The organism is Achromobacter sp. ISS7, assembly GCF_056523125.1.
On sequence record NZ_JAWRZD010000001.1, the window covers coordinates 134,846 to 158,191 of the forward strand.

Annotated in this window: 22 protein-coding genes; 12 read left to right on the top strand and 10 right to left on the bottom strand. The window is 68.2% G+C overall.

Features of this window, described 5'->3' with window-relative positions; all coding sequences use genetic code 11:
• The first annotated feature begins 9 nt into the window (after positions 1-9).
• From AC1HFW_RS00575 to AC1HFW_RS00615, 9 genes are all read left to right on the top strand, one after another.
• Positions 10-519, top strand: coding sequence for a sigma-E factor negative regulatory protein (locus tag AC1HFW_RS00575; protein WP_479281519.1), 510 nt, complete (start codon positions 10-12; stop codon positions 517-519).
• A complete protein-coding gene (locus AC1HFW_RS00580) occupies positions 519-1,598 on the top strand; it encodes a MucB/RseB C-terminal domain-containing protein (RefSeq protein ID WP_006393483.1) in 1,080 nt (359 codons plus the stop codon). Before AC1HFW_RS00575 ends, AC1HFW_RS00580 begins: the two co-directional genes overlap by 1 nt.
• A 37-nt stretch (positions 1,599-1,635) precedes the next feature.
• Positions 1,636-3,129 (top strand): DegQ family serine endoprotease, encoded by a 1,494-nt coding sequence (locus AC1HFW_RS00585; RefSeq protein WP_061072167.1) that lies wholly within the window; start codon positions 1,636-1,638, stop codon positions 3,127-3,129.
• 220 nt (positions 3,130-3,349) lie between these two features.
• Positions 3,350-5,143, top strand: coding sequence for a translation elongation factor 4 (gene lepA, locus AC1HFW_RS00590; RefSeq protein ID WP_116520182.1), 1,794 nt, complete (start codon positions 3,350-3,352; stop codon positions 5,141-5,143).
• A gap of 22 nt (positions 5,144-5,165) precedes the next feature.
• Positions 5,166-6,050: a signal peptidase I gene (lepB, locus tag AC1HFW_RS00595; protein ID WP_061072165.1), complete on the top strand. Its 885-nt coding sequence runs from the start codon at positions 5,166-5,168 to the stop codon at positions 6,048-6,050.
• Between the two features lie 2 nt (positions 6,051-6,052).
• Positions 6,053-6,814 (top strand): ribonuclease III, encoded by a 762-nt coding sequence (gene rnc, locus AC1HFW_RS00600; RefSeq protein WP_035360081.1) that lies wholly within the window; start codon positions 6,053-6,055, stop codon positions 6,812-6,814.
• Positions 6,811-7,701 (top strand): GTPase Era, encoded by an 891-nt coding sequence (gene era / locus AC1HFW_RS00605; RefSeq protein ID WP_006393488.1) that lies wholly within the window; start codon positions 6,811-6,813, stop codon positions 7,699-7,701. Before rnc ends, era begins: the two co-directional genes overlap by 4 nt.
• Complete coding sequence (recO, locus tag AC1HFW_RS00610; RefSeq protein ID WP_006393489.1) at positions 7,694-8,281, top strand: DNA repair protein RecO; 588 nt, start codon at positions 7,694-7,696, stop codon at positions 8,279-8,281. The genes era and recO overlap by 8 nt, the downstream gene beginning before the upstream one ends.
• 19 nt (positions 8,282-8,300) lie before the next feature.
• Positions 8,301-9,218 (top strand): LysR family transcriptional regulator, encoded by a 918-nt coding sequence (locus AC1HFW_RS00615; RefSeq protein WP_479281520.1) that lies wholly within the window; start codon positions 8,301-8,303, stop codon positions 9,216-9,218.
• A gap of 70 nt (positions 9,219-9,288) precedes the next feature.
• Here the strand turns inward: AC1HFW_RS00615 and AC1HFW_RS00620 are convergent, their stop codons facing one another.
• The 9 genes from AC1HFW_RS00620 to AC1HFW_RS00660 form a co-directional block, all read right to left on the bottom strand.
• Entirely contained in the window at positions 9,289-10,386 is a 1,098-nt protein-coding gene (locus AC1HFW_RS00620; protein ID WP_479281521.1) for a pyridoxal-phosphate dependent enzyme, read from the bottom strand.
• Between the two features lie 3 nt (positions 10,387-10,389).
• The gene (locus tag AC1HFW_RS00625) at positions 10,390-11,367 is read right to left on the bottom strand and encodes a M14 family metallopeptidase (protein WP_006393492.1); all 978 of its coding nucleotides are present in this window, start codon (positions 11,365-11,367) and stop codon (positions 10,390-10,392) included.
• Between the two features lie 31 nt (positions 11,368-11,398).
• A complete protein-coding gene (locus tag AC1HFW_RS00630) occupies positions 11,399-12,361 on the bottom strand; it encodes a Bug family tripartite tricarboxylate transporter substrate binding protein (protein WP_061072161.1) in 963 nt (320 codons plus the stop codon).
• Between the two features lie 90 nt (positions 12,362-12,451).
• Complete coding sequence (locus tag AC1HFW_RS00635) at positions 12,452-13,738, bottom strand: NTP/NDP exchange transporter (protein WP_479281522.1); 1,287 nt, start codon at positions 13,736-13,738, stop codon at positions 12,452-12,454.
• 4 nt (positions 13,739-13,742) lie between these two features.
• Positions 13,743-14,660, bottom strand: a complete 918-nt coding sequence (locus AC1HFW_RS00640) for an aldo/keto reductase (RefSeq protein WP_241069278.1) — start codon at positions 14,658-14,660, stop codon at positions 13,743-13,745.
• 69 nt (positions 14,661-14,729) lie between these two features.
• Entirely contained in the window at positions 14,730-15,440 is a 711-nt protein-coding gene (locus tag AC1HFW_RS00645) for a Bax inhibitor-1/YccA family protein (protein WP_479281523.1), read from the bottom strand.
• A 150-nt stretch (positions 15,441-15,590) separates the two neighbouring features.
• A complete protein-coding gene (locus AC1HFW_RS00650) occupies positions 15,591-16,055 on the bottom strand; it encodes a hypothetical protein (protein WP_479281524.1) in 465 nt (154 codons plus the stop codon).
• A gap of 67 nt (positions 16,056-16,122) precedes the next feature.
• Positions 16,123-16,581, bottom strand: a complete 459-nt coding sequence (locus AC1HFW_RS00655; RefSeq protein ID WP_006393498.1) for a DNA polymerase III subunit chi — start codon at positions 16,579-16,581, stop codon at positions 16,123-16,125.
• A 22-nt stretch (positions 16,582-16,603) separates the two neighbouring features.
• Positions 16,604-18,109: a leucyl aminopeptidase gene (locus tag AC1HFW_RS00660; protein ID WP_006393499.1), complete on the bottom strand. Its 1,506-nt coding sequence runs from the start codon at positions 18,107-18,109 to the stop codon at positions 16,604-16,606.
• 55 nt (positions 18,110-18,164) lie between these two features.
• Between AC1HFW_RS00660 and lptF the strand changes: the two genes are divergently transcribed.
• Positions 18,165-19,265, top strand: a complete 1,101-nt coding sequence (lptF, locus tag AC1HFW_RS00665) for an LPS export ABC transporter permease LptF (RefSeq protein ID WP_050813132.1) — start codon at positions 18,165-18,167, stop codon at positions 19,263-19,265.
• A 97-nt stretch (positions 19,266-19,362) separates the two neighbouring features.
• Here the strand turns inward: lptF and AC1HFW_RS00670 are convergent, their stop codons facing one another.
• Positions 19,363-20,283 carry a LysR family transcriptional regulator gene (locus AC1HFW_RS00670; protein WP_006393501.1) on the bottom strand — a complete coding sequence of 307 codons (921 nt, stop codon included), beginning with the start codon at positions 20,281-20,283 and terminating at the stop codon, positions 19,363-19,365.
• Positions 20,284-20,453: 170 nt separating this feature from the next.
• Between AC1HFW_RS00670 and AC1HFW_RS00675 the strand changes: the two genes are divergently transcribed.
• Positions 20,454-21,671, top strand: a complete 1,218-nt coding sequence (locus AC1HFW_RS00675; RefSeq protein ID WP_061072157.1) for an ABC transporter substrate-binding protein — start codon at positions 20,454-20,456, stop codon at positions 21,669-21,671.
• A gap of 96 nt (positions 21,672-21,767) precedes the next feature.
• On the top strand, positions 21,768-23,261 hold the full coding sequence (locus AC1HFW_RS00680; RefSeq protein WP_035360083.1) for a CoA-acylating methylmalonate-semialdehyde dehydrogenase: 1,494 nt from the start codon (positions 21,768-21,770) through the stop codon (positions 23,259-23,261).
• Positions 23,262-23,346 lie beyond the last annotated feature (85 nt).

Consider the following 23,346-nt stretch of genomic DNA (forward strand, 5'->3'; position numbering starts at 1 on the left):
GTGGCAGTCATGCAGACTACAGCAGCCAAGTCCGTCGTTTCTTCCGAAGCCGCCTGGGAGGAATCCGTTTCCGCCTGGATGGACGGGGAAGAAACCGACGATATTCTCTCCGGCCTGTTGACCCGCGAAGGGCGACAGACCTGGGATACCTATCATCTGATCGGTGATGCCCTGCGCAACACCGACCTGGCGCTGACGCCCAGCGCGAACTTCCACGCCCGCCTGTCGCGGGCGCTGGATGCCGAACTGCCGATCGTGGCCGCGCCGCGGCGCCGTTCGCCGCTGCGCCTGGGCCTGTCCGGCTTGGCGGTGGCGGCCGCGGTCGCCACGGTGGCCTGGGTCGCCCAGCCGTATCTGGCGGGCGGTTCCCCCGGCACCGAGACGCGCGTGCTGGCCGACGCCAGCCTGAGCGGCAACGCCGATACGTCGGGCCTGAGCGACTACCTGGAGGCCCATCGCCAGATGGCCGGCCCCAGCGCGGTCCGTCAGGTGTCGTTCGACGTCGGGGCGGGGCGCTGATGGCCCTGGTGCTTCCGACCCGTTGGCCGGTGCTGGGACGGGCTGCCTCGTGGCAAGCCCACCGCGCCGGCTGGTTCGCCGCTACGCTCCTGACCGCATTCCTGGCCGCGCATGATCCCGCGCGCGCCGCCGACGCCGCCCCCGCCCAGCAGGGCGATGACGTGGTGCAACTGCTTTCGCGCATCCAGCAGGCCGCGCGCAAGCAGGACTACGCCGGCGTGTTCATGTATCAACAGGGCGAGATGATCCAGTCGTCGCGCCTGGTGCACGTCCTGGACGGCACCGGCGAGCGCGAGCGTCTCGAGATCCTGGACGGGCAGCCGCGCGAATACCTGCGGCACAACGAAGACGTGCAGTGCCTGATCCCCGAGCGCAAGACGGTCCTGATCGAGCGTCGCCGCGGCGACCGCTTTCCCGGCCTGCTGCTGGGCGACCCGGCCAACCTGACCGAGCACTACAAGATCCGCACCGAGTCGGCGCTGCACCGCGTCGCCGGGCGTGAATGCCGCCTGATCACTATCGAGCCGCTGGACAAGTTGCGCTATGGCTATCGCCTCTGTGCCGACGTCGAAACCAATCTCCTGCTGAAGGCCCAGACCCTCAACGCCGCCCGCGGCGTGGTCGAGCAGGTGTCGTTCACCTCGCTGCGCCTGGGCGCCGAGGTCGATCCCAAGTCGCTGTCGTCGCGCTGGAACACGCGCGACTGGAAGGTGCTCGAGCCCTCCATGAAGACGGTCGACCTGGGGGCCCTGGGATGGCGCATTCCGGCGCCCAAGGGATTCACGGTGGTCATGCAGGTGGCGCGCTCGATGGGGCGCGGCGCGACGGTCAACCAGATGGTGCTGTCCGATGGCCTGGCGGCCATCTCGGTGTTCATCGAACCCTACGACAGCCAGCGCGGCCATCATCCGCCCCCTGGCGCGGCGCAGCGTGGATCGATTACCGTCTATGGCACCCGCATCGCCGATTACTGGCTGACGGCCGTGGGCGAAGTGCCCGTGGCGACGCTGGAACAATTGGCGGAAGCGACTGAATACGTACCCGTGGCGAACGCTCCGGCGGCCGGCTCCAAGCAGTGAGCGGCCTCTGCGGCAAGAAGTGATTTCGGAGCAATCTATGAAAGCAATGATGGTGTCGAACCCCGGCCTGCGCCGCTTCCTGGCGGCCGCGACGGCGGGGCTCTTGATGTCGGCCGCCTTCGCGCCCGTCTCGCAGGCGCAGACCCCCGCGGCCGAAACGCCCACGCCGACGGTGGCGTTGCCTGACTTCACCGGCATCATTGAAAAAGCCGACCCGGCGGTCGTCAACATCCGCACCACCGCCACCGTGCCGATCCGTGGCGTGGGTCCGGGCGGCAACGACCCGGCGGAGCTGTTCCGCTGGTTCTTCGGCCCCGATTTCCAGCCGCCGGGCCAGCAGTCGCCCAATCCGCGCCAGCGTCCGCAGCCGCAGCAGCCCGAAGAGCGCACCGTGCCGCGCGGCGTGGGCTCGGGCTTCTTCATCTCGGATGACGGCTACATCATGACCAACAATCACGTGGTCAGCGATGCAACCGACATCTATGTCACCCTCACTGACGGCCGCGAGTTCAAGGCCAAGGTCATCGGCACCGACGAGCGCACCGACGTGGCGCTGATCAAGATCGAAGCCAAGGACATGACGCCGCTGGTGATCGGCGATCCCAAGAAACTGAAGAAGGGCCAGTGGGTGCTGGCGATCGGCTCGCCGTTCGGCCTGGATTCCACCGTGACCTCGGGCATCGTCAGCGCCATCGGCCGCGATACCGGTGAATACCTGCCGTTCATCCAGACGGACGTGGCGGTCAACCCGGGCAACTCGGGCGGTCCGCTGATCAACCTGGCGGGCGAGGTCGTGGGCATCAACTCCCAGATCATCTCGCGCAGCGGCGGCTTCATGGGCATCTCGCTGGCCATCCCGATCGACGAAGCGATGCGGGTGGTCGACCAGTTGCGCGCCACCGGCAAGGTCACGCGCGGCCGCGTCGGCGTGCAGATCGGCGAAGTCGGCAAGGACGTGGCCGAGGCCATCGGCCTGCCCAAGGCCGAAGGCGCGCTGGTCAGCAGCGTCGAGGCGGACGGTCCGGCCGAACAGGCGGGCGTGCAGCCCGGCGACGTGATCCTGACCTTCAACAAGGAACCGATCAAGCGCTGGTCCGATCTGCCGCGCATCGTCGGCGAAACCAAGCCGGGCACGCGCGCCGACATGGAAGTGTGGCGCAAGGGCAAGAAGATGACCCTGTCGGTCAAGGTCGGCGAGATTCCGGTCGACAAGGCCGCCCCGGGCAAGAAGGGTACGCCGCCGGCGCCGGAAGTCACCAACGCGCTGGGCCTGGGCGTGATCGACGTGCCCGCCGACGTGCAGAAGAAGCTGCGCATCAAGGGCGGCGTGCAGGTCAAGGTCGCCGAAGGCGCCGCGGCCAAGGCCGGCCTGCAGGAAGGCGACATTGTGTTGGCCCTGAACGACACCGACGTCACTGGCGCCAAGCAGTTCGCCGAGCTGGTCGGCAAGCTGGACAAGGGCCGCGCGGTCGGCCTGCTGGTGCGTCGTGGCGAGCAGACCCAGTGGGTGGCGGTGCCCGCAAGCAAATAAGGCCCAAGACCGGCTAAAATGGCTGGTTGCCGCAAGAGGGGGCGCCTGGCGCCCCCTCGTTTTTGCCCGGACCCCCGCCAGATGCCGCCCGCAGCCCGCCGCAAGCGTGGCCCGGCGGCAGGCGTTCCGGCCGAGTGGCCCTAACCCGTCAGCCGTGCCTACCCTGGTGGCGGCGTCTTCCGGCAGTTTGCCGAATGTTCCGTCCCTTTTAAATTCAAGCATGCAGCATATTCGCAACTTCTCCATCATTGCCCACATCGATCACGGCAAATCGACCCTGGCCGATCGCCTGATCCAGCGCTGCGGCGGATTGGCGGATCGCGAAATGTCGGCCCAGGTGCTCGACTCCATGGAGATCGAGCGCGAGCGCGGCATTACCATCAAGGCCCAGACGGCGGCCCTGCACTACAAGGCGCAGGACGGCAAGGTCTACAACCTGAACCTGATCGACACCCCGGGGCACGTCGACTTCTCGTACGAAGTCAGCCGCTCGCTGTCGGCCTGCGAAGGCGCGCTGCTGGTGGTCGACGCCTCGCAGGGCGTCGAGGCCCAGACCGTGGCCAACTGCTACACCGCCATCGAGCTGGGCGTGGAAGTGCTGCCGGTGCTGAACAAGATGGACCTGCCGCAGGCCGATCCCGAAGGCGCGCGCCAGGAAGTTGAGGACGTCATCGGCATCGACGCCTCGCACGCGGTGCTGGCCAGCGCCAAGACCGGCATGGGCATCGACGAGATCCTCGAGTCCATCGTCGCGCGCGTGCCGCAGCCCAAGGGCGACCCCGACGCGCCGCTGCAGGCGCTGATCATCGACTCGTGGTTCGACAACTACGTTGGCGTGGTCATGCTGGTGCGCATCGTCAACGGCGTGCTCAAGCCCAAGGACAAGATCCTGCTGATGGCCTCCGGCGCCACCCACCTGTGCGAGCAGACCGGCGTGTTCACGCCCAAGTCGCAGCAGCGTCCGCACCTGTCGGCGGGCGAGGTGGGCTTCATCATCGCCGGCATCAAGCAGCTCGAAGACGCCAAGGTCGGCGACACCGTGACGCTGGCGAACAAGCCTGCCGCCGCGCCGCTGCCTGGCTTCAAGGAAGTGAAGCCGCAGGTGTTCGCCGGCCTGTACCCGGTCGAAAGCTCCGAATACGACCAGCTGCGCGATTCGCTCGAGAAGCTCAAGCTGAACGACGCCGCGCTGATGTTCGAACCCGAAGTGTCGCAGGCGTTGGGCTTCGGCTTTCGCTGCGGCTTCCTCGGCCTGCTGCACATGGAGATCGTGCAGGAGCGCCTGGAGCGCGAGTTCGACATGGACATCATCACCACCGCGCCGTCGGTGGTGTACGAAGTCGAGCAGCGCGATGGCTCGGTGATCACCGTCGAAAGCCCGTCGCGCATGCCCGAGATCGGCAAGATCGCCGACATTCGCGAGCCGATCGTGAAGGTCACGCTGTTCATGCCGCAGGACTACGTCGGTCCCGTGATGACGCTGTGCAACAACAAGCGCGGCGTGCAGATCAACATGAGCTATCACGGCCGCCAGGTGCACCTGGTGTACGAGATCCCGCTGGCCGAGATCGTGCTGGACTTCTTCGACAAGCTCAAGTCGGTGTCGCGCGGCTACGCCTCGATGGACTACGAGTTCCTCGAGTACCGTTCGGCCGACGTGGTGCGCGTGGACCTGCTGATCAACAACGACCGCGTCGACGCGCTGGCCGTGATCGTTCACCGCAGCAACGCCCGCCATCGCGCCCGCGACGTCGTGACGCGCATGCGCGGCCTGATTCCGCGCCAGATGTTCGACGTGGTGATCCAGGCCGCCATCGGCGCCGAAATCATCGCCCGCGAGAACGTCAAGGCGTTGCGCAAGAACGTGCTGGCCAAGTGCTACGGCGGCGACATCTCGCGCAAGAAGAAGCTGCTGGAAAAGCAGAAGGCCGGCAAGAAGCGCATGAAGCAGGTCGGCACGGTGGAAATTCCGCAAGAGGCCTTCCTGGCCATCCTGCAAGTGGAAGACAAATAGAACCAAAGAAGGCGGTTAGCTGATGAGTTGGAACTTTGCCCTGATCCTGTTTGTTCTGCTGGTGCTGACCGGCATTATCTGGGCGCTCGATCTGGCCGTATTGCGACGCGGCCGCGAGCGTCGGGCGCAAGAGGCGATGGCGCAGTACGACGCGGCGCTGGTCGGAGACGCGCAAGAAGCCGAGCGCCTGCGCCGCGAGGCCGGCGACAAGGCCCGTCGCGTGCCGTGGTGGATCGAATACGCGGTCAGCTTCTTCCCGGTGATCCTGTTCGTGTTCGTGCTGCGCTCGTTCGTGGTGGAGCCGTTCCGCATTCCGTCGGGCTCGATGCTGCCGACGCTGCAATCCGGCGATCTGATCCTGGTGAACAAGTTCAGCTATGGCCTGCGCCTGCCGGTGATCGACAAGAAGGTCGTCGGGATCGGCGAGCCGCAGCGCGGCGATGTGTTCGTGTTCCGCTATCCCGTGGATCCGGACGTCGACTACATCAAGCGCGTGGTCGGCCTGCCCGGTGATGAAATCGCCTACATCGACAAAAAACTGTACGTGAACGGTCAATTGGTGCCGCATGAGCGCGCCGGCGACTATTTCGAACCCGACCGTGTCTCGTATATCGCACAATATAAAGAGAAATTGGGCGAAGTTAGCCACAATATCCTGTTGGATGAAGGCCGGCCGCAGGAATATCGTCCGCAGTACCAATTTCCCAACCTCGGGAACTGCCAATATTCCCGCGATGGGGTACGCTGCAAAGTACCCGAGGGGCAATACTTCGCCATGGGCGATAATCGGGATAACAGCGCCGACAGCCGATACTGGGGTTTCGTGCCGGAATCCAATATCGTCGGGAAGGCCTTCTTCATCTGGATGAATTTCAGCGATCTCAGCCGCATCGGCCGGTTCCACTGATTATGTCGCTAGCCACGCTAGAAAACCGGCTGGATCACCACTTCAGTGATTCAGCACTGCTTGAACAGGCGTTGACCCATCGCAGCCATGGTGCGCGCCACAACGAGCGCCTGGAATTCCTCGGGGATTCCGTGCTCAACTTTGTCGTCGCGGCGATGCTGTTCGAGCGTTACGCGAAAATCGACGAGGGCGACCTGTCGCGCCTGCGCGCCAACCTGGTCAAGCAGGCCTCGCTGGCGGATATCGCCCAGCGCCTGGAGCTGTCCCAATACCTGCGCCTGGGCGAAGGCGAATTGAAGAGCGGCGGTTTCCGCCGTCCGTCGATCCTGGCCGACACGGTCGAAGCCCTGTTCGGCGCCGTGTTCCTGGACGCCGGCTTCGACGCCGCCCGTCGCGTGATCGTGCGCCAGTACCAGCCGGTGCTGGCCTCGGTCGATCCCAAGACCCTGGGCAAGGACGCCAAGACCTTGCTGCAGGAATTCCTGCAAGGCCGCAAGCTGGCCTTGCCCGTGTACACCGTGGTGGCCACGCACGGCGCCGCCCACAGCCAGCAGTTCGAGGTCGAATGCGCCATTCCGGCGCTGGAGATCAAGGTGAACGCGCCCGGCGCCAGCCGCCGCGCGGCCGAGCAGTCGGCCGCCAAGCTGGCGCTGGAGGCGGCGCAGGCCATCAGCCCGGCGTCCAAGGCCGCCCGCAAGTCGGGCAAGGCGCGCAAGACCGCGCAGTTGTCGCTGCCCGTGGCAGTGTCCCAAGAGACTAAATGAGCGATACCCCTTTCCGTACCGGTTTCGTGGCCATCGTCGGCCGCCCCAATGTGGGCAAGTCCACGCTGACGAACGCGCTGATCGGTTCCAAGATTTCCATCGTGTCGCGCAAGGCGCAGACCACGCGCCACCGCATCCATGGGGTGCTGACGCGCGACCACGAGCAGTTCGTGTTCGTCGATACGCCCGGCTTCCAGACGCGCCACGGCGGCGCCATGAACCGCATGATGAATCGCGTCGTGACGCAGGCGCTGGCCGACGTCGACGTGGTGGTGCATGTGGTCGAGGCCGGCAAGTGGTCGGAGGGCGACGCCAAGCTGCTGCCGCTGCTGCCGGCGCCGGAACGCACCATCCTGGTCGTCAGCAAGATCGACGCGCTCAAGAACCGCGACGAGCTGTTCGCCTTCGTCTCGAAGATCATGGCGCTGCATCCGTTCGGCGCCGTGGTGCCGGTCAGCGCCACCAAGAACCAGCAGCTCGACCAGCTGCTGCAGGAAATCGCGGCGCGCCTGCCGGAAGGCGAGCCGATGTTCGAGGAAGACACCCTGACCGACCGGCCGATGCGCTTCATCGCCGCCGAGCTGGTGCGCGAGAAGATCTTCCGCCTGGTGGGCGATGAACTGCCCTACGGCTGTACGGTCGTGATCGAGCAGTGGGAAGAGACCGACAAGGGCGCGCGCATCGCCGCCTGCGTCGTGGTGGAGCGCGACAGCCACAAGCCCATCCTGCTGGGCACCGGCGGCATGCACATGAAGCGCATCGCCTCCGAGGCGCGGCAGGACATCGCCAAGCTGCTGGACAAGCCGGTGCACCTGGAGATCTACATCAAGGTGCGCAAGGGCTGGTCCGACCGCGAGAGTGCGCTGCGCGACCTGGGCTATGAGTAGACGGGCGCCTCGCGTCCAGGATCGCCCGGGATACATGCTCCACGCCACGGCGTGGCGCGAGACGTCCCTCATCGTTCAGACTTTCTCCCGTGACCACGGCTGTGTCGCCATGGTCGCCAAGGGCGCCAAGCGCCCGTATTCCGTGCTGCGTCCGGTGCTGTCGGCGTTCCAGCCGCTGCTGCTGTCCTGGACCGGCAACGGCGAGGTCAAGACCCTGACCCGCGCCGAGATCATGGGCGTGCGCGCCCTGAGCGGCACCGCGCTGATGTCGGCGTGGTACATGAATGAACTGCTGCTGCGGCTGCTGCCGCGCGAAGACGCCCATCCGCTGCTGTTCGATGCCTATGACATGGCGCTGCAGCAGTTGTCGGGCGGCACGCGCGCGGCCGGCGCCCTGCGCCGCTTCGAGTGGACGCTGCTGCGCGAAACCGGCTACGGCGTGGACGAGGCCGAACCCGACTTCGACGATCCCGTCATCGAGCCGGCGCTGCGCCGCGACCTGCGCGAACGCCTGGCCGAGAACCTGGCGGGCCGGCCCCTGGCCACGCGCCGGGTGCTGATGGACCTGCAGCGCATCTGAAGCCGCGGCGCGTCCGGCCATGACCTTCACGCTCAAACAGGTCGAGACCTTCCGCACCGTCTATGAAACGGAAAGCGTGACCGCCGCGGCCCGACGGCTCGACGTGTCGCCGGCCACCGTCAGCGCCACGCTGGCCGCGCTCGAGGCCAGCATCGAATTGCGACTGTTCGAACGCGTGCGCCAGCGCATGCAGCGCACGCCCGAGGCCACGCTGCTGTACGAGGAAATCCGTCGCCTGAACGTCGGCCTGGAAAGCCTGGGCCGCAAGATCCGCGCGATCCGCGGCGCCGCCCAGCCGCGCCTGCGCATCGGCTGCATCCACGCCTACAGCGGGGCGGTCGTCAGCGGCACCATCGCGCGCTTTCGCGAGCGTTATCCGGACACGCCGCTGTATCTGCAGATCCGGGATTCGAACACGCTGCGCGACATGGTGGTGTCGGGCGAACTCGATCTGGCCGCCGTGGCCGACGAGTCGGAACTGGAGGGCCTGCGCGGCCACCGCCTGGCCAGCCTGCGAGCCGTGACGGTATTTCCCGAGGGCCATCCGCTGGCGCGCCTGGAGCAGGTCGGCCTGGCGCAACTGGCCGAAGTGGACGTGATCGCCCTGAACGCCGAGGATGCCTCGCGCCTGCGGCTTGACGCGCTGGTGCTGCAGGCCGGCCTCAGCCTGCGCGTCGCGATCGAGACGCCGTATTCGAGCACGGTGTGCCAGCTGGCGCTGGCGGGCCATGGCGTCGGCATCGCCAATCCCGCCACCGCGGTGGGACTGGAAGCCGCCGGGTTGTGCCACCGGCCGCTGGCGGCGCCGGTGCATTTCGAATGCCACATGATCCTGCATGGCAGCCGGCCGCTGTCGGAGGCCGGCAAGTACTGGGCGACCTGCCTGCGCGCCGCGTTGGCGCCGTTGGTGGAGCGCTACGGCGTCAAGCGCGGCTGACGGGCGCGCCTCGGGCTGTCGTTGTCTTGCCTCTTGCCTTGGGCCGGGTTCCTTTCCGTGCGAGCAGGCGTTAGCCGCGGCGGCCGTCCGCCGTCAGGATCAGCACCACCGATGATTCCGCATCCAGCTGGCCCGCTCTACGCAGCCGCGTGACCGCCGCCAGCGCGGCGGCCGATGACAGCTCCGTGGCCAGCCCGAGGCGTTCCAGGCGCTGTTGCGCCTGGGCGGCGGCGGCATCGGTGACCTCGACCGGCGAACCGCCCGAGCGCGCCAGCGCCTCCAGCGATTGCAGCGTGACCGTGCCGCCGGCGATCGAGTACTGGTCGGTCGTGCCTTCCCACAAGCCGCGCGCATCGCCCGCGCCGCGCGCCCGCGACAGCCGGGCGTACGGTTCCACCGCATGCAGCCGCGGCAGGCGCGGGATGCGGCCGGCGCGCAGCAATTGCTGCCAACCCAGCAAGATGCCCCACAGCAGGTCGCCGCGCGCGGTCGGCACGACGATGTCGGTGGGCAGGCCGCTGTGGTCGAACAATTCCCGCGCGATGGGCTTGTAGCCCTCGACGCCGTAGGCGTGCGTGCCAACCGGCGGATTGAGGTAGTTGGTGCCGGCGAAGGCGCCCTGGTTGCGGCACAGGTCGGCGACGTGGGGCCAGCGGCCCAGGCTGTCGTCGAACGCGGTCAGGCGGGCGCCAAAGCGCTGCATGGCTTCGCGCTGCAATGGCGGACAGTTGCGGGTGATGGCGATGTCGGCCTGCAGGCCGGCGGCGGCGCAGTAAGCGGCCAGCGAGACGCCGGCGTTGCCGCTGGAGGCCGCGGCCACGCGCGTGGCGCCGGCCAGCCGGGCGCGCGACACCAGTTGCGCGGCCATGCGGTCCTTGTGGCTGCCGGTGGGATTGGCGCTTTCGCATTTCAGCCAGAGCCGGCCGACGCCTTCGGTTTGCGCCAGCGCGGGCGCCTCCAGGCAGGGCGTGGCGCCTTCGCCGAGCGTGACGGCGTCCAGCACGGGCAGGTCGATCACGTCGCCGGGCATCGCGTCGTACTGGCATTCCAGCGTCGCGGGATGGCCGGCCTCCAGGCAGTGCGGGCAGCCTTCGGGATAGTCGGCGGGCGGCAGGTGGCTGTCGCAGCGGATGCAGCGCAGGCCGGACAAGCGGGGATTCATCTGCATGGGTCAGTACAACGAGGCAAGGGAGTCCAGGGGAAGGGCGGGCGCCACCTGCAGCAGGCAGTCGCCGTCGTCGCTGCGGGCGATGGCGCGCAGGCAGACGACGGTGCCGGCCTGCGGGCTGGCGAGGGCGCGCGCCGGCAGGTCGGGGCGAGCGGGTTCGATGAGCTGGCCGATGGTCTGGCCGGCGGTCACGGTCTGGCCGAGGTCGACGGCGGGAATGAACACGCCGGGCTCGCGGCCGCGCAGGGTGGCGGCGGGCGCGTCCAGGTCGTGCAGCGACGGGGCCGGTTGGCGCGGCGCGGCGGCGGCCAGCAGGCCCAGCTGCGCCAGGCAGCCGAGCAGGCCGTCGCGGCAGCGTTCCACCAGCGCGCGGGAGGTTTCGCCGCCGCCGCCGATTTCCGCGCTCAGCCGCAGCACGCCCAGGCGGCTGGCGGCGGCGGGCATGGAACCGGATTCGCCGCCTCGGAAGAACACGCAATGCGGCATGCCGAAGGCGCGGGCCAGCGCCGGCAGCCGTTCGTCATAGGCGTCGTCGCCGTAGCGGGTGATGACCGACGACGGCAGGTAGCGCAGCGACGCGCCGCCGCTGTGGACGTCCACCAGCGCCTGGATGCGCGGCAGCAGCCGGGCCTCCAGGGCGGCGGCCACGCTTTCGGTATAGCCGCGCGCTGGCGCGCCGAGAAAGGCGCGGTTCAGGTTGCCGCCGTCGGAGGGCGACAGGCGGGTGCCGGCCAGCGAGGCCTCGGCGTTGGCGGCGGGCAGCAGGTAGACCGTGCCGCGCTGCAGGACGCCCGGCAGCAACTGCCAGAGTTGCAGGATGGCCGCCTGGCCTTCCCATTCGTCGCCATGCACGCCGGCCATCAGCGCCACGGCCGGGCCGGGCCCGGCCTCGATCTTCAGCACCGGGATGGTGACGCGCCGATAGGCCGAGGCGTTGGTCGCCGCGGCGCAGGTGAAGTCTTCGCGGCTCACCTTGATCATGGCGTGCCTTCCGGTTGCGGGCGATGGGGCGTCAATCCAGCGTGGTGCCGGCGGCCTTGATGAGGTGTTCCCATTTGGGCAGTTCCTTCTGAATCTGGGTCTGGACGTCGGCGGGCGTGCCGCCGAGCGGTTCCTGGGAGCGGCTGCGCAGCTCGCGGGCAATTGGCTCGGCGCGCAGCGCGGCATTCATCGCCGCGTTCAGGCGCGCGATGACGGCGGGCGGCGTGCCGGCCGGCGCCACCAGCGCGCTCCAGGCCGATTGCTCGTAGTCGGGATAGCCTTGCTCGGCCACCGTCGGCACGTCCGGGTTGGAGGCGGCGCGGGCCTTGGTGGTGACCGCCAGCGCGCGCAGGCGGCCATCCTTCAGGTTGCCGATCAGGGGCGGCAGGTTCTCCATCATCGAATCGACGTGGCCGCCCAGCAGGTCCGCCAGTTGCGCCGCGGTGGCCTTGTAGGGAATCTGCCGCACCGCCGCGCCGGTCTGGGCGATGAACAGCTTGACGCCGACTTCGCTGGTGGTGCCGGGATCGGCCGATGTCATGGTCAGGCGGTCAGGCTGGGCGCGGCTGGCGTCGATGAAGCTCTTCAGGTCGCGATAGGGCGAGGCGGCGTTGACGACGATGACGTTGGGGGTTTCGGCCACCAGCCCGATCGGCGTGATGTCGCGGTCCAGGTCGTAGAGCTGCTGCTTGAAGAGGTAGCGGTGCAGCACCAGCGTGCCGACATGCGCGTAGCCGATGGTGTAGCCGTCGGCCGCCGCGCGCACCAGCGCCTGGGTGCCGATGCGGCCGCCGGCGCCGACGCGGTTTTCGATGACCACCGGCTGGCCCAGCACGCGGCTCATTTCCTGGCCGACGAGCCGGGCGGTGATGTCGGCGTTGCCGCCGGCGGCGGCGGGCACGATCATCGTGATCGCCCGTTCCGGGTATTCGGCCAGCGCGGGCTGCGCGGTCAGGCAGAGCAACAGGGCGGCAAGGCTGGCGGAGCGTTTCATGACGATTCCCGGAACGTTGAGGGCTGCGCTATTGTGCGGCGGCCGCGTCGGGAATCCGTTTGGTTTTCTAAGATGGTTGTTCGGTGAAAGCTAAGGCTGGGGCGGCGCCTGCCGGTCGGCCTTGCGCCCCAGTCCGTAGCCGAGCGCCGCCGCCGCCAGCGCGCACAGCGCGCCCAGCAGGGCGATCAGCGCCACGACGTGGCCCAGCGCATCGACCCCGGCCTTGACCCAGCCGCTGGCCGCGTCGCCGGCGCGATAGACCACCGTGTCGATGGCGTTCTTGGTCTTGTACTTGTCCTCGGGCGGGACCGCAGTGAACAGCATCTCGCGTCCCGGCTTGACCAGGGCGTATTCGCCGGCGCGCCGCAGGATCATGGCTACCGCAAGCACCGCGAACACCGGATAGGCCGCCAGCGCCAGGAACGCCAGCGCCATTGCCAGCGGCACCGCCGCCATCAGGAAGCGCACGCCCAGCCAGGCGGCGACGCGGCCGGTCAGGAACAGCTGCGACAGCAGCGCAAGGGCCTGCACGATGAAGTCCAGTGTGGCGAAGACGCGGATGCGCTGCGCCTTGTCCGGGAAGGTATCGGCCACCAGCCGCGCCTGCTCCATGTACAGGAAGGTGCTGAGGGTGGCCAGCAGCAGCACCAGCACGGCGATGCCCAGCAGGTAGGGCGACTGGAACACGCGCGACAGCCCCGCCAGCATGGCGCCCGGGATCGGACGCGCCAGTTCGGCGGTCTCGGCCTCGGGGCGGGTCGCGGCGCGCCAGCGCAGCAGCCAGCGCTTGAGCGGCAGCGTGGCCGTCAACAGCAACGCCGACAGCAGCAGCAGGCCCGCCGCGCCGAGCGTGCCCGCCAACAGGCCGCCCAGCAAGGGGCCGCACAGGCCGCCGGCGCTGGCGCCGGCGGCAATGAAGGCGAACAGGCGCTTGGCCGACTCCATGCGGAAGACGTCGGCCATCAGGCTCCAGCCGAGCGACACCACGAACAGATTGAAGACCGACAGCCACACGTAGAAGCTGCGCGCCGCCCAGACGCCATCGGGTTGCCAGTGGAACAGCGCCGCGTAGCCGGCCATGGTGGCGGCGAACACCGTGTAGGCCCAAGTCACCAGCGTCGCGCGCGGCACCCGGGCCGACAGCCAGCCGAACAGCGGCACCACCGCCAGCATGGCGAGGAAGGTGGCGGTGAACAGCCATTGCAGCTGGTCGACGCCGGCCTGGATGCCCAGGGTCTCGCGGATCGGCCGCAGCATGAAATAGCCGCAGAACAGGAAAAAGAAGAAGGCGAAGCCGCAGGCGCCCGCGACCAGTTCGCCGGGCTGGATCCCCAGCGCTTGCGCCGCCCGCTGGCGCCAGGTGCCGGCGGCGGGCATGGCGTCAGCCCAGCAGGGCGGCGATGCGCTCGCGCAGGGCCGCGTCCGGTTGTTGGCCGAAGCCGGCCCGCGCGTTGTCCACCATGTTGGCCGGCTTGGAGGTGGCGGGGATGACCGCGGTCACGGCCGGGTGGCCGATGATGAATTTCAGGAACAGCTGTGCCCACGAGGTGCAGCCGATGTCGGCGGCCAGGCCGGGCAGCGGCCGGTCCCTGACCTGGCGGAACAGCGCGCCGTCCTGGAACGGACGGTTGATCAGGACCGCCACCCCATTGGCCTGGCAGGCTGGCAGCAGGCGCTTTTCGGCGTTGCGCGCGCCCACCGACAGGTTGATCTGCACGAAATCGGGCTTTTCGCGCTCGACCAGCTCGGTCAGTTCGTCATGGGCCGCATCGGTGTAGTGGGTGATGCCGATATAGCGCGTCTGCCCTTGCCGCTTGAGGTCGCGCAGCAGCGCCAGCTGGTTGCGGGTGTCGATCAGGTTGTGGACCTGGATCAGGTCGAGTTTGTCGGTGCGCAGCGCGCGGCGCGACTGCTCGATCTGGCGCATGGCCGCCTCGTGGCCCTGGACGCTGATCTTGGTGGCCAGGAACACCTGCGGACGCCGGTTCGGTTCGCGCGCCAGCAGCGCGCCGGTGACGGCCTCGGCCTGGCCGTAGCTGGGGGCGGTGTCGATCAGCGAGCCGCGGCCGTCCAGCAGCGCATCCACGACCTGCGCCAGGGGCGCCATCGCGGCGGCGTCGGACGGCGACACGTTGAAGGTGTCGGCCGTGCCCAGCCCGACCACCGGCAGCATTTCGCCCGAAGACCAGATGGTGCGCGCCAGCATCGGCTGCCGGGTGGTCAGGGCGCTCGCGGTCCACGGTTGGGCCAGCAGCGGGGCGCAGGCGGCGGCTTGCAGGAATCGGCGGCGGTCGGGCATGGCTGGCTCCAATGAAAAAGGGCCTGCATTGTTCATGCAGGCCCTTGTGACAGTAACAGCGGTGCGCGTTTACTCGCGGTTGCCGCCGAAGATGCCCAGCAGCATCAGCAGGTTCGAGAAGACGTTGTAGACGTCCAGGTAGATGGCCAGCGTGGCGGACACGTAGTTGGTTTCACCGCCGTTCACGACGCGCTGCAGGTCGACCAGCATGAACGCCGAGAAGATCACGATGGCCAGCACCGAGATGGTCAGCATCAGCGCGGGCAGCTGCAGGAAGATGTTGGCCAGGGCCGCCACCAGGATCACGACCGCGCCGATGAACAGGAATTTCTGCAGGCCGGACAGGTCGCGCTTGATGGTGGTGGCCAGCGTGGCCATCGTGCCGAACACGATCGCGGTGCCGCCGAACGCCGTCATGACCAGCTGCGAGCCGTTGCTGAAGCCCATCACGAAGCCGAGCAGGCGCGACAGCATCACGCCCATGAAGAACGTGAAGACGAGCAGCAGGACCACGCCCAGCGAGTTGTTCTTGTTCTTCTCGATGGCGAACATCATGCCGAAGGCGCCCACCAGGAACACGATGGCGGACAGGCCCGGGCTGGCGCCCATGACGCGGTTGATGCCGGTGTACAGGCCGACGGCCGCGCCCAGCACGGTCGGGATCAGCGAGAGCGCCAGGAGCCAATAGGTGTTGCGCAGCACTTTGTTGCGCACGACCTCGCCCGGCGCGCCGGCGAGGGTGCCAGAACGGTTAAAGGGGGACGGACGATATTCGTTCATGGAGGACTCCTGTGTACGGCAGAAATTGATTTGCCTAGAAGGCTTAGATGCCAAGGATACCTTACAGTTCCCTGAAGAATCTAGTTTTCGGAAGAATTAGCGCGCAGGGTGGGCAGGCATGACCCTGTTATGGGGATGGTCAAGCCGGTTTCAACCGGGCCTGACGTCCTGCAGCACGCGCGCCACGATACGCGGCAGTTCCTCGTCCATGCGGGCCTGGATCTGTTCGATGGCGTCGGCCAGGGCCTGGCGCATGACCTGCTCGACCTCCGCCTGCAGGCGGGCCGCCAGCACCGAGGCTTGCGGCGATGCGTCGGCCGCGGCCGGGGCGACAGCCTCCACCGGGGGGATGGCGTCCTCCCGGGCGCCGCTAACCGCCACGGCGGCAGACGGCGGCACGGCGACGGCATCGGCGGTCTCGGTCAGCAGCGGGACGTCGTCGTCCTGCGCGACGTCCGTCAGCAGCGGAAAGGCGTCGTCGGCAAAGGCCGGCGCATCGTCCTGCGCCACCTCGGTCAGCAGCGGCGCGTCCGGCAGCGGCGCGGACGGGGACAGCGTGGGTTCGGCCCGCTGGGTCAGGGTGGGGATGCCGGGGTCGGAGGGGCGGTGGGGCATGGAGGCTCCCGAGGGTCTGGATGGCGCCGCCAGGGGGGGGGGGCGGCGCGGGATGCGGGGAGGGCGATCAGGCGCCTGGCTGCCGTTGGCTCAGGTCGTGGCTTTGCGGCGTGTGGCCGGCGCCCTGGTAGACGCGCCAGCGCTGGCGCGCGGCCTGCTTGTCCTCGGGATCGTCCGAGACGATCTCGAGCAGCCGTTCGAAGGTCTCGAAGCCCGGCGGGCAGTCGTCGTCGAGATTGAGCAGCCAGGGCGGGTTCGGGCCGTCCCCGGCGGCCTGCGCGGCCTGTTGCGGATCGCCGGCGGTCAGGACGACGGGCGTCTCGGCCGCCAGCGGGTCATTGGCCAGGACGTGCGGCACGAACGAGGTGTCGTCGAAGGCCCACAGCATGCGGTCGAACTGCGCCAGGCGCGAACCCTCGCGGCAATACACCACCAGCCGCTGGCCCGCCAGGTAGCGCTTGCGCACGACCTGGCAGGCCATGCGCAAGCGGTCGGGCGCGCCAAAGGCGAAGTCGATGCGCGTCATGCCGGGGTCCGTGGGCGGCCGTTCAAGCCTGGTCCAGCAGGAACTGCATCAGCAGCGGCACGGGACGGCCCGTGGCGCCCTTGTCCTTGCCGCTCTTCCAGGCCGTGCCGGCGATGTCCAGGTGGGCCCAGCGGTACGACTTGGTGAAGCGCGACAGGAAGCAGGCGGCCGTGACGGCGCCGGCCGGGGGGCCGCCGATGTTGGCCAGGTCGGCGAAGTTGGACTTGAGCTGGTCCTGGTAGGCATCGTCCATCGGCATGCGCCAGGCGGTGTCCAGGGCCTGGCGGCCGGCCGACGAGAGGGCCTCGGCCAGCGCGTCGTCCTTGCTGAACAGGCCGGTGTTGACGTGGCCCAGGGCCACCACGCAAGCGCCGGTCAGGGTGGCGATGTCGATGACGGCGGAGGGCTTGAAGCGCTCGGCGTAGGTCAGCGCGTCGCACAGCACCAGGCGGCCTTCGGCGTCGGTGTTGAGGATCTCGATGGTCAGGCCGGCCATGCTGGTGACCACGTCGCCCGGCTTGTTGGCCTTGCCGCTCGGCAGGTTTTCGCAGGCCGGGATCAGGCCGATCACGTCCAGCGGCAGTTCCAGTTCGGCCAGGGCGCGGAACGAACCGAGCACGCTGGCGGCGCCGCACATGTCGTACTTCATTTCGTCCATGGTGGCGGCGGGCTTGAGCGAGATGCCGCCGGCGTCGAAGGTGATGCCCTTGCCGACCAGCACGATGGGGCCGTCGGACGCCTTGGCGCCCTTCTTGGCCGGCTTGCCGGCATGGCGCAGGACGATGAAGCGCAGCGCTTCCTCGGAGCCGCGCGCCACCGACAGGAACGAGCCCATGCCGAGGGCCTCGACCTGCTTGCGGTCCATGACCTCGACCTTGAGCGACTTGTATTCGCGCGCGAGGCGCTTGGCGGTCTCGCCCAGGTAGGTGGGGGTGCAGAGGTTGCCCGGCAGGTTGCCCAGGGTGCGGGTCAGTTCCATGCCGTTGGCGATGGCGGCGCCTTCGCGCAGGCCCTTCTGGGCCTGCGCGGCGTCGGCGCGCTCGACGATCTGGACGATCTTCTTGAGCTTGGGGCGGGCGTCGCGGTCGGGCTTGCCGAAGCTGGCGTCGTAGTGATAGGTGGCGCTGCCGGCCGCGATGGCGGCGCTGCGGGCGCGGGCGATGATGGCCACGTCGGCGATCGGGTTGGCGGCCAGGGTCGACACGCCTTCGGTCAGCTGGGCCGAGACGCAGGCGGCGGCGAAGGCCTGTTCGGCCGAGGCGTGGGCGCGGGCCGAGTATTCATCCTGCTTGCCCAGGCCCACCAGGACCACGCGTTGGGCCGCGACGCCCGGCAACGCGCGCAGCACCAGCGTGCTGCCGGCGCGGCCGCGGAATTCGGTCTTGGTGACGGCGCGCACGGCGCCGTTGGCGGCACGGTCGATCAGGTCGGCGGCGGGGCTCAACACGCCGTCGGCGAAGACCCCGACCGCCAGGGCGGCGGTTTTGATCTGGTGCAGGGAAGCAGTGGTCTGTGTGCTAAATTCCATGAGGGTTTCCCGTGTGCGTCTGTATGATGCGGTCGATTATCCCGCATATTCTCCCATGTCTCTATTCAAACGCTCTGTCGTCAGCGAGATCACCAGTCACGCTGGCGTTGTCTTTTCCACGTTGCTCATCGTATGGCTCAGCGTGCTGCTGGTGCGCCTGCTCGGTGAAGCGGCGGGCGGCAACATCGGGGCGGACGTCGTGCTCGTGCTGGCCGCGCTGTCCACCATCACGGCGCTGCCGACCATCCTGGCGGTGTCGGTCTTCATCGCGGTGCTCACCACCGTCACGCGCAATTACCGGGAATCCGAGATGGTGGTCTGGTTCGCCAGCGGCTTGTCGCTGGCGGACTGGCTCAAGCCGGTGCTGCGCGTCGCCATTCCCGTGGCCATCGCGGTGGCCGGCCTGACGCTGGTGGCCGCGCCCTGGGCCTATCGCCAGATCGGCGAATACCACGAACGCTTCGAGCAGCGCTCCGACCTGTCCAAGGTCACGGCCGGCCAGTTCGCGGAATCGGCGGGCGGCAACCGCGTGTTCTTCGCCGAGGATCCGGCCAAGCCGACCGACGAACTGGGCAACGTGTTCGCGCGCGAAACCGGGCCGGAATGGCTCAGCGTGCTGACCGCCAGCAGCGCCCACAGCGAAACCCTGCCCAACGGCGACCGCTTCCTGGTGCTGGGCGAGGGGCATCGCTACGACCTGAAGCCGGGCACGCCCGAGATCCGCCTGGTGCACTTCGAGAAATACGGCCTGCGCCTGGAAAGCAAGGGCGGCGACGACCCGGTCGCGTCCGCGCGCGCCGCCGCCGAACGCTCGGCCAAGGCGCGCACCACGCCGCAGCTGATGGCCGACAACACCACCAGCAGCTGGTCGCAGGTGATGTGGCGCGTCTCGCTGCCGCTGGCCGCGCTGAACCTGGCGTTGCTGGCGATCCCGCTGGGCGCCGTCAACCCGCGCCTGGGCCGTTCCGGCGACCTGCTGATCGCCGGCCTGGTGGGCCTGCTGTACATGAACCTGATCAACCTGTCGCGCGCCTGGATTTCCAACGGCAAGCTCAGTTTCGGCGTCGGCACCGTGGCGATCCACCTGGTGGTGGCCGCCTTCACGGCATTCCTGCTGATGCGCCGCCTGCGCGTCAAGGCGCCCAAGAACAGCTAGCGGCCCGGCCCGCGCCCGATCCAGGGGCGCGGGATAGGTGAGCCGGGCCTCTGGCTCCGGCCCCCGGCGGCGCCTGACCGCGCCGCCACCGCCGTCTTCAGGGCAGGTATTTCATCGTCCCGCGCTTGCCGGCCAAGAGGTCGGCATTCTTCAGCACCGACTTGCGGATGAACTCCCACAGCACCGTCACGCGCTTGAGCTTGCGCAGGTCCTCGTGGCAGTACATCCAGAACGAGCGCGTGATCTCCACTTCCTTTTCCAGCACCGGCTTGAGCCGCGGGTCCTGCGCCGCGATGAAGCAGGGCAGGATGGCCAGCGACTGGCCCTGCAGCGCCGCGTGGTACTGCGCCACCACGCTGGTGCTGCGCAACACCACCCGGCTGGCCGGCAGCAGGTCTTCCAGGTAGCGCAGCCGCTCGCTGAACAGCAGTTCGTCGACATAGCCGATGAAGCTGTGGCCCGCCAGGTCGGCGCGGCCGCGGATCGGCGGATGGCGCGCCAGGTACTCGGGCGTGCCATACAGGCGCAGCGTGTAGTCGCACAGCTTGCTGCACACGTAGGGGCCGCGCTGGGGGCGCTCGATCGTGATGGCCAGGTCGGCCTCGCGCTTGGACAGGCTGACGAAGCGCGGCACCGGCAGGATGTCCAGCGTGATGTGCGGATAGCGCCGCTGGAAGTCGGCCGCCAGCGGCGTCAGCACGTAGCTGCCGAAGCCCTCGGTGGCGCCGATGCGCAGGTGGCCGGACAGCGCCTGCCCGATCCCCGACAGCGTCTCGCGGGCGCTGTGCACCGTGCTTTCCATCTGCTCCGCATGCACGAACAGGCGCTGGCCGTCCTCGGTCAGCACGAAGCCGGCGCTGCGCGATTTCTCGAACAGCAGCGTGTCCAGCTCTGTTTCGAGCGCGCGGATGCGGCGCGACACCGTGGTGTGCTCGACCCCGAGCCTGCGCGCCGCGGCGCTGACGCGCTGGGTCCGCGCGACCTCCAGGAAATACCGCAGACTGTCCCAATCCAGCACGTTTTTCGCTCCCGACAGGCTTGTGCATTGATGCACAAGGAATGTGCATTTCTGGTGTTGCTTGTTGATTTTCACACATCTACACTGGGTCGGCAGCCCTGGGGGAATGCTCCAGGAGCCGCGGGCCGCGAAGACGGCGCCATAACGCATAACACTCAGGAGACAAATCCATGGAATTGCACGCACGCGGGCTGGCCGCAGGCTTGTGTCTGGGCGCAGCGCTGGTGGGTCAGGCGTACGCGGCGGATAAGCCGCCAGTGAAGATCGGCATCCTGACGGACATGTCGGGCACCTATGCCGGCATGGGCGGACCCGGTTCGGTGGCGGCGGCGCAATTGGCCATCGATGACTGCCTGGCGGCCGAGTGCAAGGGCATGAAGATCGAGCTGGTGTCGGCCGACAACCAGAACAAGGCCGACGTGGGCGCGGCCAAGGCGCGCGAGTGGTTCGACCGCGACGGCGTCACCGCCATCGCCGACCTGACCAATTCCGCGGTGGCGCTGGCGGTGCAGGGCATCGCGCGCGAAAAGAACAAGGTCGTGATGTTCTCCGGCCCGGCCACCACGGCGCTGACCAACAAGGAATGCTCGCCGGTCGGCTTCCACTGGATGTTCGATACCTATTCGCAGTCCGCCGGCGGCGCCAAGGCCACGGTCAAGGCGGGCGGCAAGTCCTGGTATTTCATCACCGTCGACTACGCCTTCGGCCATTCGCTCGAGGCCGACACGGCCAAGGCGGTCAAGGCGCTGGGCGGCACCGTCGCCGGCAGCGTGCGTCATCCGCTCAACGCGCCGGACTTCGCTTCGTACCTGTTGCAGGCGCAAAGCTCCAAGGCGCAGGTGGTGGCGCTGGCCAACGGCGGCCAGGACACGGTCAACGCGGTCAAGCAGGCGCGCGAGTTCGGCATCGTGGCCGGCGGCCAGCGCCTGGTGTCGCTGCTGATCTTCCTGTCCGACCTGCGCGCGCTGGGGCTCGAAAGCGCCCAGGGCCTGTCGTACGTGGACGGCTTCTACTGGGACTACGACGACGCCACGCGGCAGTGGTCGACGCGCTTCGAGAAGGCCTTCCGCGGCCTGAAGCCGACCATGACGCAGGCCGGCGTGTATTCGAGCGTGCTGCACTACCTGCGTTCGGTGGCGGCCTCGGGCAGCACCGACGGCAAGGTGGTGGCCGACAAGATGCGCGAGCTGCCGATCAAGGATCCGATCATGCGCAACGCCTCGATCCGGCCCGATGGCCGCGTGATCCACGACATGTACCTGTATGAAGTGAAGAAGCCGTCCGAATCCAAGGGCGGTTGGGACTATTCCAAGCTGGTGGCCACCATCCCGGCGGCCGAGGCCTTCCAGCCGCTGGCCGATTCGGCCTGCCCGCTGGTGCAGAAGTAAGGCGCGGTGCGCCGCCGGCGGAGCCCGGCGGCGCGCGCGCGAGATCCAAGAACGCGGATTCCATCCGCATCGACTATGCAGTGTGAGGAGCATCAAATGAGTGAAGTCCCCCGCGTTCCGCTATTGATCGGCGGCAAGCTCGTGCAGTCCAAGACCACCGAATGGCGCGACGTGATCAACCCCGCCACCCAGGAGGTCGTGGCCAAGGTGCCGTTCGCCACGCGCGACGAACTGGACGAGGCCATCGCCAATTCCAAGGAGGCCTTCAAGACCTGGCGCAACAGCGGCCAGGGCCTGCGCATGCGCGTCATGCTCAAGTTCCAGGAACTGCTGCGCGCCAACACCGGCAAGCTGGCCGAGATGATCACCCGCGAGCATGGCAAGACCCTGCCGGACGCCGAAGGCGAAGTCGGCCGCGGCCTGGAAGTGGTCGAGCACGCCTGCTCGATCGCCAATCTGCAGTTGGGCGAATACGCCGAGAACGCCGCCTCCGGCATCGACGTCTACACCCTGATCCAGCCGCTGGGCGTGTGCGCGGGCATCACCGCGTTCAACTTCCCGGTGATGCTGCCGTGCTTCATGTTCCCGATCGCGGTGGCCTGCGGCAATACCTTCGTGCTCAAGCCGTCCGAGCAGGATCCGACCTCGTCGCTGTTCCTGGCCCAGCTGGCGCTGGAAGCCGGCCTGCCGCCGGGCGTGCTGAACGTGGTGCATGGCGGCCCGGAAACGGCCAACGGCCTGTGCGAGCATCCCGACATCAAGGCGGTGTCGTTCATCGGTTCGACCCGCGTCGGCACCGAGATCTACAACCGCGCCTCGGCCGCCGGCAAGCGCTGCCAGTCGATGATGGGCGCCAAGAACCACTGCGTGATCCTGCCGGACGCCGATCCGGACGTGGCGCTGAACCAGCTGCTGGGCGCCGCGTTCGGCGCCGCCGGCCAACGCTGCATGGCCTCGTCGGTGGCCGTGCTGGTGGGCGAAGCCCGCAACTGGCTGCCCGATTTCGTCGAGCGCGCCAAGAAGCTCAAGGTCAATTCGGGCATGGACCGCGCCGCCGACCTGGGCCCGCTGGTCTCGCCGAACGCCAAGAAGCGCGTCGAAAGCCTGATCCAGAAGGGCGTGGACGAAGGCGCCAAGCTGCTGCTGGACGGCCGCAACCTGAAGGTCTCGGGCTTCGAGCAGGGCAACTTCGTCGGCCCGACCGTGTTCGACGGCGTGACCGAGAACATGACCATCTACACCGAGGAAATCTTCGGCCCGGTGCTGTGCGTGGTGGGCGCGGAAACGCTGGAAGAGGCGGTGGAGTTCATCAACCGCAACCCCAACGGCAACGGCGTCGCCCTGTTCACGCAGGACGGCGGCGCGGCGCGCTACTTCCAGAACAACATCGACGTCGGCCAGGTCGGCATCAACGTGCCGATCCCGGTGCCGGTGGCGTGGTTCAGCTTCACCGGCTCGCGCGGCTCCAAGCTGGGCGACCTGGGTCCCAACGGCAAGCAGGCGGTGCAGTTCTGGACGCAGACCAAGACCGTCACGGCGCGCTGGTCGGCCCATGCCAAGACCGTGAACACCACGATCTCGATGCGCTGAAAGAGGGACGCCTTGTCCTAAGCTTATACAAATAAGTCATATAACAAGGTGTCCTTATTACTTATAATTGGCCCGTCTATCAGGG

Excerpts from the sequence above, each read along its gene's own strand:
- AC1HFW_RS00575 (WP_479281519.1), top strand. The coding sequence starts at position 10 with ATGCAGACTACAGCAGCCAAGTCCGTCGTTTCTTCCGAAGCCGCCTGG.
- AC1HFW_RS00580 (WP_006393483.1), top strand. The coding sequence starts at position 519 with ATGGCCCTGGTGCTTCCGACCCGTTGGCCGGTGCTGGGACGGGCTGCC.
- AC1HFW_RS00585 (WP_061072167.1), top strand. The coding sequence starts at position 1,636 with ATGAAAGCAATGATGGTGTCGAACCCCGGCCTGCGCCGCTTCCTGGCG.
- lepA (WP_116520182.1), top strand. The coding sequence starts at position 3,350 with ATGCAGCATATTCGCAACTTCTCCATCATTGCCCACATCGATCACGGC.
- lepB (WP_061072165.1), top strand. The coding sequence starts at position 5,166 with ATGAGTTGGAACTTTGCCCTGATCCTGTTTGTTCTGCTGGTGCTGACC.
- rnc (WP_035360081.1), top strand. The coding sequence starts at position 6,053 with ATGTCGCTAGCCACGCTAGAAAACCGGCTGGATCACCACTTCAGTGAT.
- era (WP_006393488.1), top strand. The coding sequence starts at position 6,811 with ATGAGCGATACCCCTTTCCGTACCGGTTTCGTGGCCATCGTCGGCCGC.
- recO (WP_006393489.1), top strand. The coding sequence starts at position 7,694 with ATGAGTAGACGGGCGCCTCGCGTCCAGGATCGCCCGGGATACATGCTC.
- AC1HFW_RS00615 (WP_479281520.1), top strand. The coding sequence starts at position 8,301 with ATGACCTTCACGCTCAAACAGGTCGAGACCTTCCGCACCGTCTATGAA.
- AC1HFW_RS00620 (WP_479281521.1), bottom strand. The coding sequence starts at position 10,386 with ATGCAGATGAATCCCCGCTTGTCCGGCCTGCGCTGCATCCGCTGCGAC.
- AC1HFW_RS00625 (WP_006393492.1), bottom strand. The coding sequence starts at position 11,367 with ATGATCAAGGTGAGCCGCGAAGACTTCACCTGCGCCGCGGCGACCAAC.
- AC1HFW_RS00630 (WP_061072161.1), bottom strand. The coding sequence starts at position 12,361 with ATGAAACGCTCCGCCAGCCTTGCCGCCCTGTTGCTCTGCCTGACCGCG.
- AC1HFW_RS00635 (WP_479281522.1), bottom strand. The coding sequence starts at position 13,738 with ATGCCCGCCGCCGGCACCTGGCGCCAGCGGGCGGCGCAAGCGCTGGGG.
- AC1HFW_RS00640 (WP_241069278.1), bottom strand. The coding sequence starts at position 14,660 with ATGCCCGACCGCCGCCGATTCCTGCAAGCCGCCGCCTGCGCCCCGCTG.
- AC1HFW_RS00645 (WP_479281523.1), bottom strand. The coding sequence starts at position 15,440 with ATGAACGAATATCGTCCGTCCCCCTTTAACCGTTCTGGCACCCTCGCC.
- AC1HFW_RS00650 (WP_479281524.1), bottom strand. The coding sequence starts at position 16,055 with ATGCCCCACCGCCCCTCCGACCCCGGCATCCCCACCCTGACCCAGCGG.
- AC1HFW_RS00655 (WP_006393498.1), bottom strand. The coding sequence starts at position 16,581 with ATGACGCGCATCGACTTCGCCTTTGGCGCGCCCGACCGCTTGCGCATG.
- AC1HFW_RS00660 (WP_006393499.1), bottom strand. The coding sequence starts at position 18,109 with ATGGAATTTAGCACACAGACCACTGCTTCCCTGCACCAGATCAAAACC.
- lptF (WP_050813132.1), top strand. The coding sequence starts at position 18,165 with ATGTCTCTATTCAAACGCTCTGTCGTCAGCGAGATCACCAGTCACGCT.
- AC1HFW_RS00675 (WP_061072157.1), top strand. The coding sequence starts at position 20,454 with ATGGAATTGCACGCACGCGGGCTGGCCGCAGGCTTGTGTCTGGGCGCA.
- AC1HFW_RS00680 (WP_035360083.1), top strand. The coding sequence starts at position 21,768 with ATGAGTGAAGTCCCCCGCGTTCCGCTATTGATCGGCGGCAAGCTCGTG.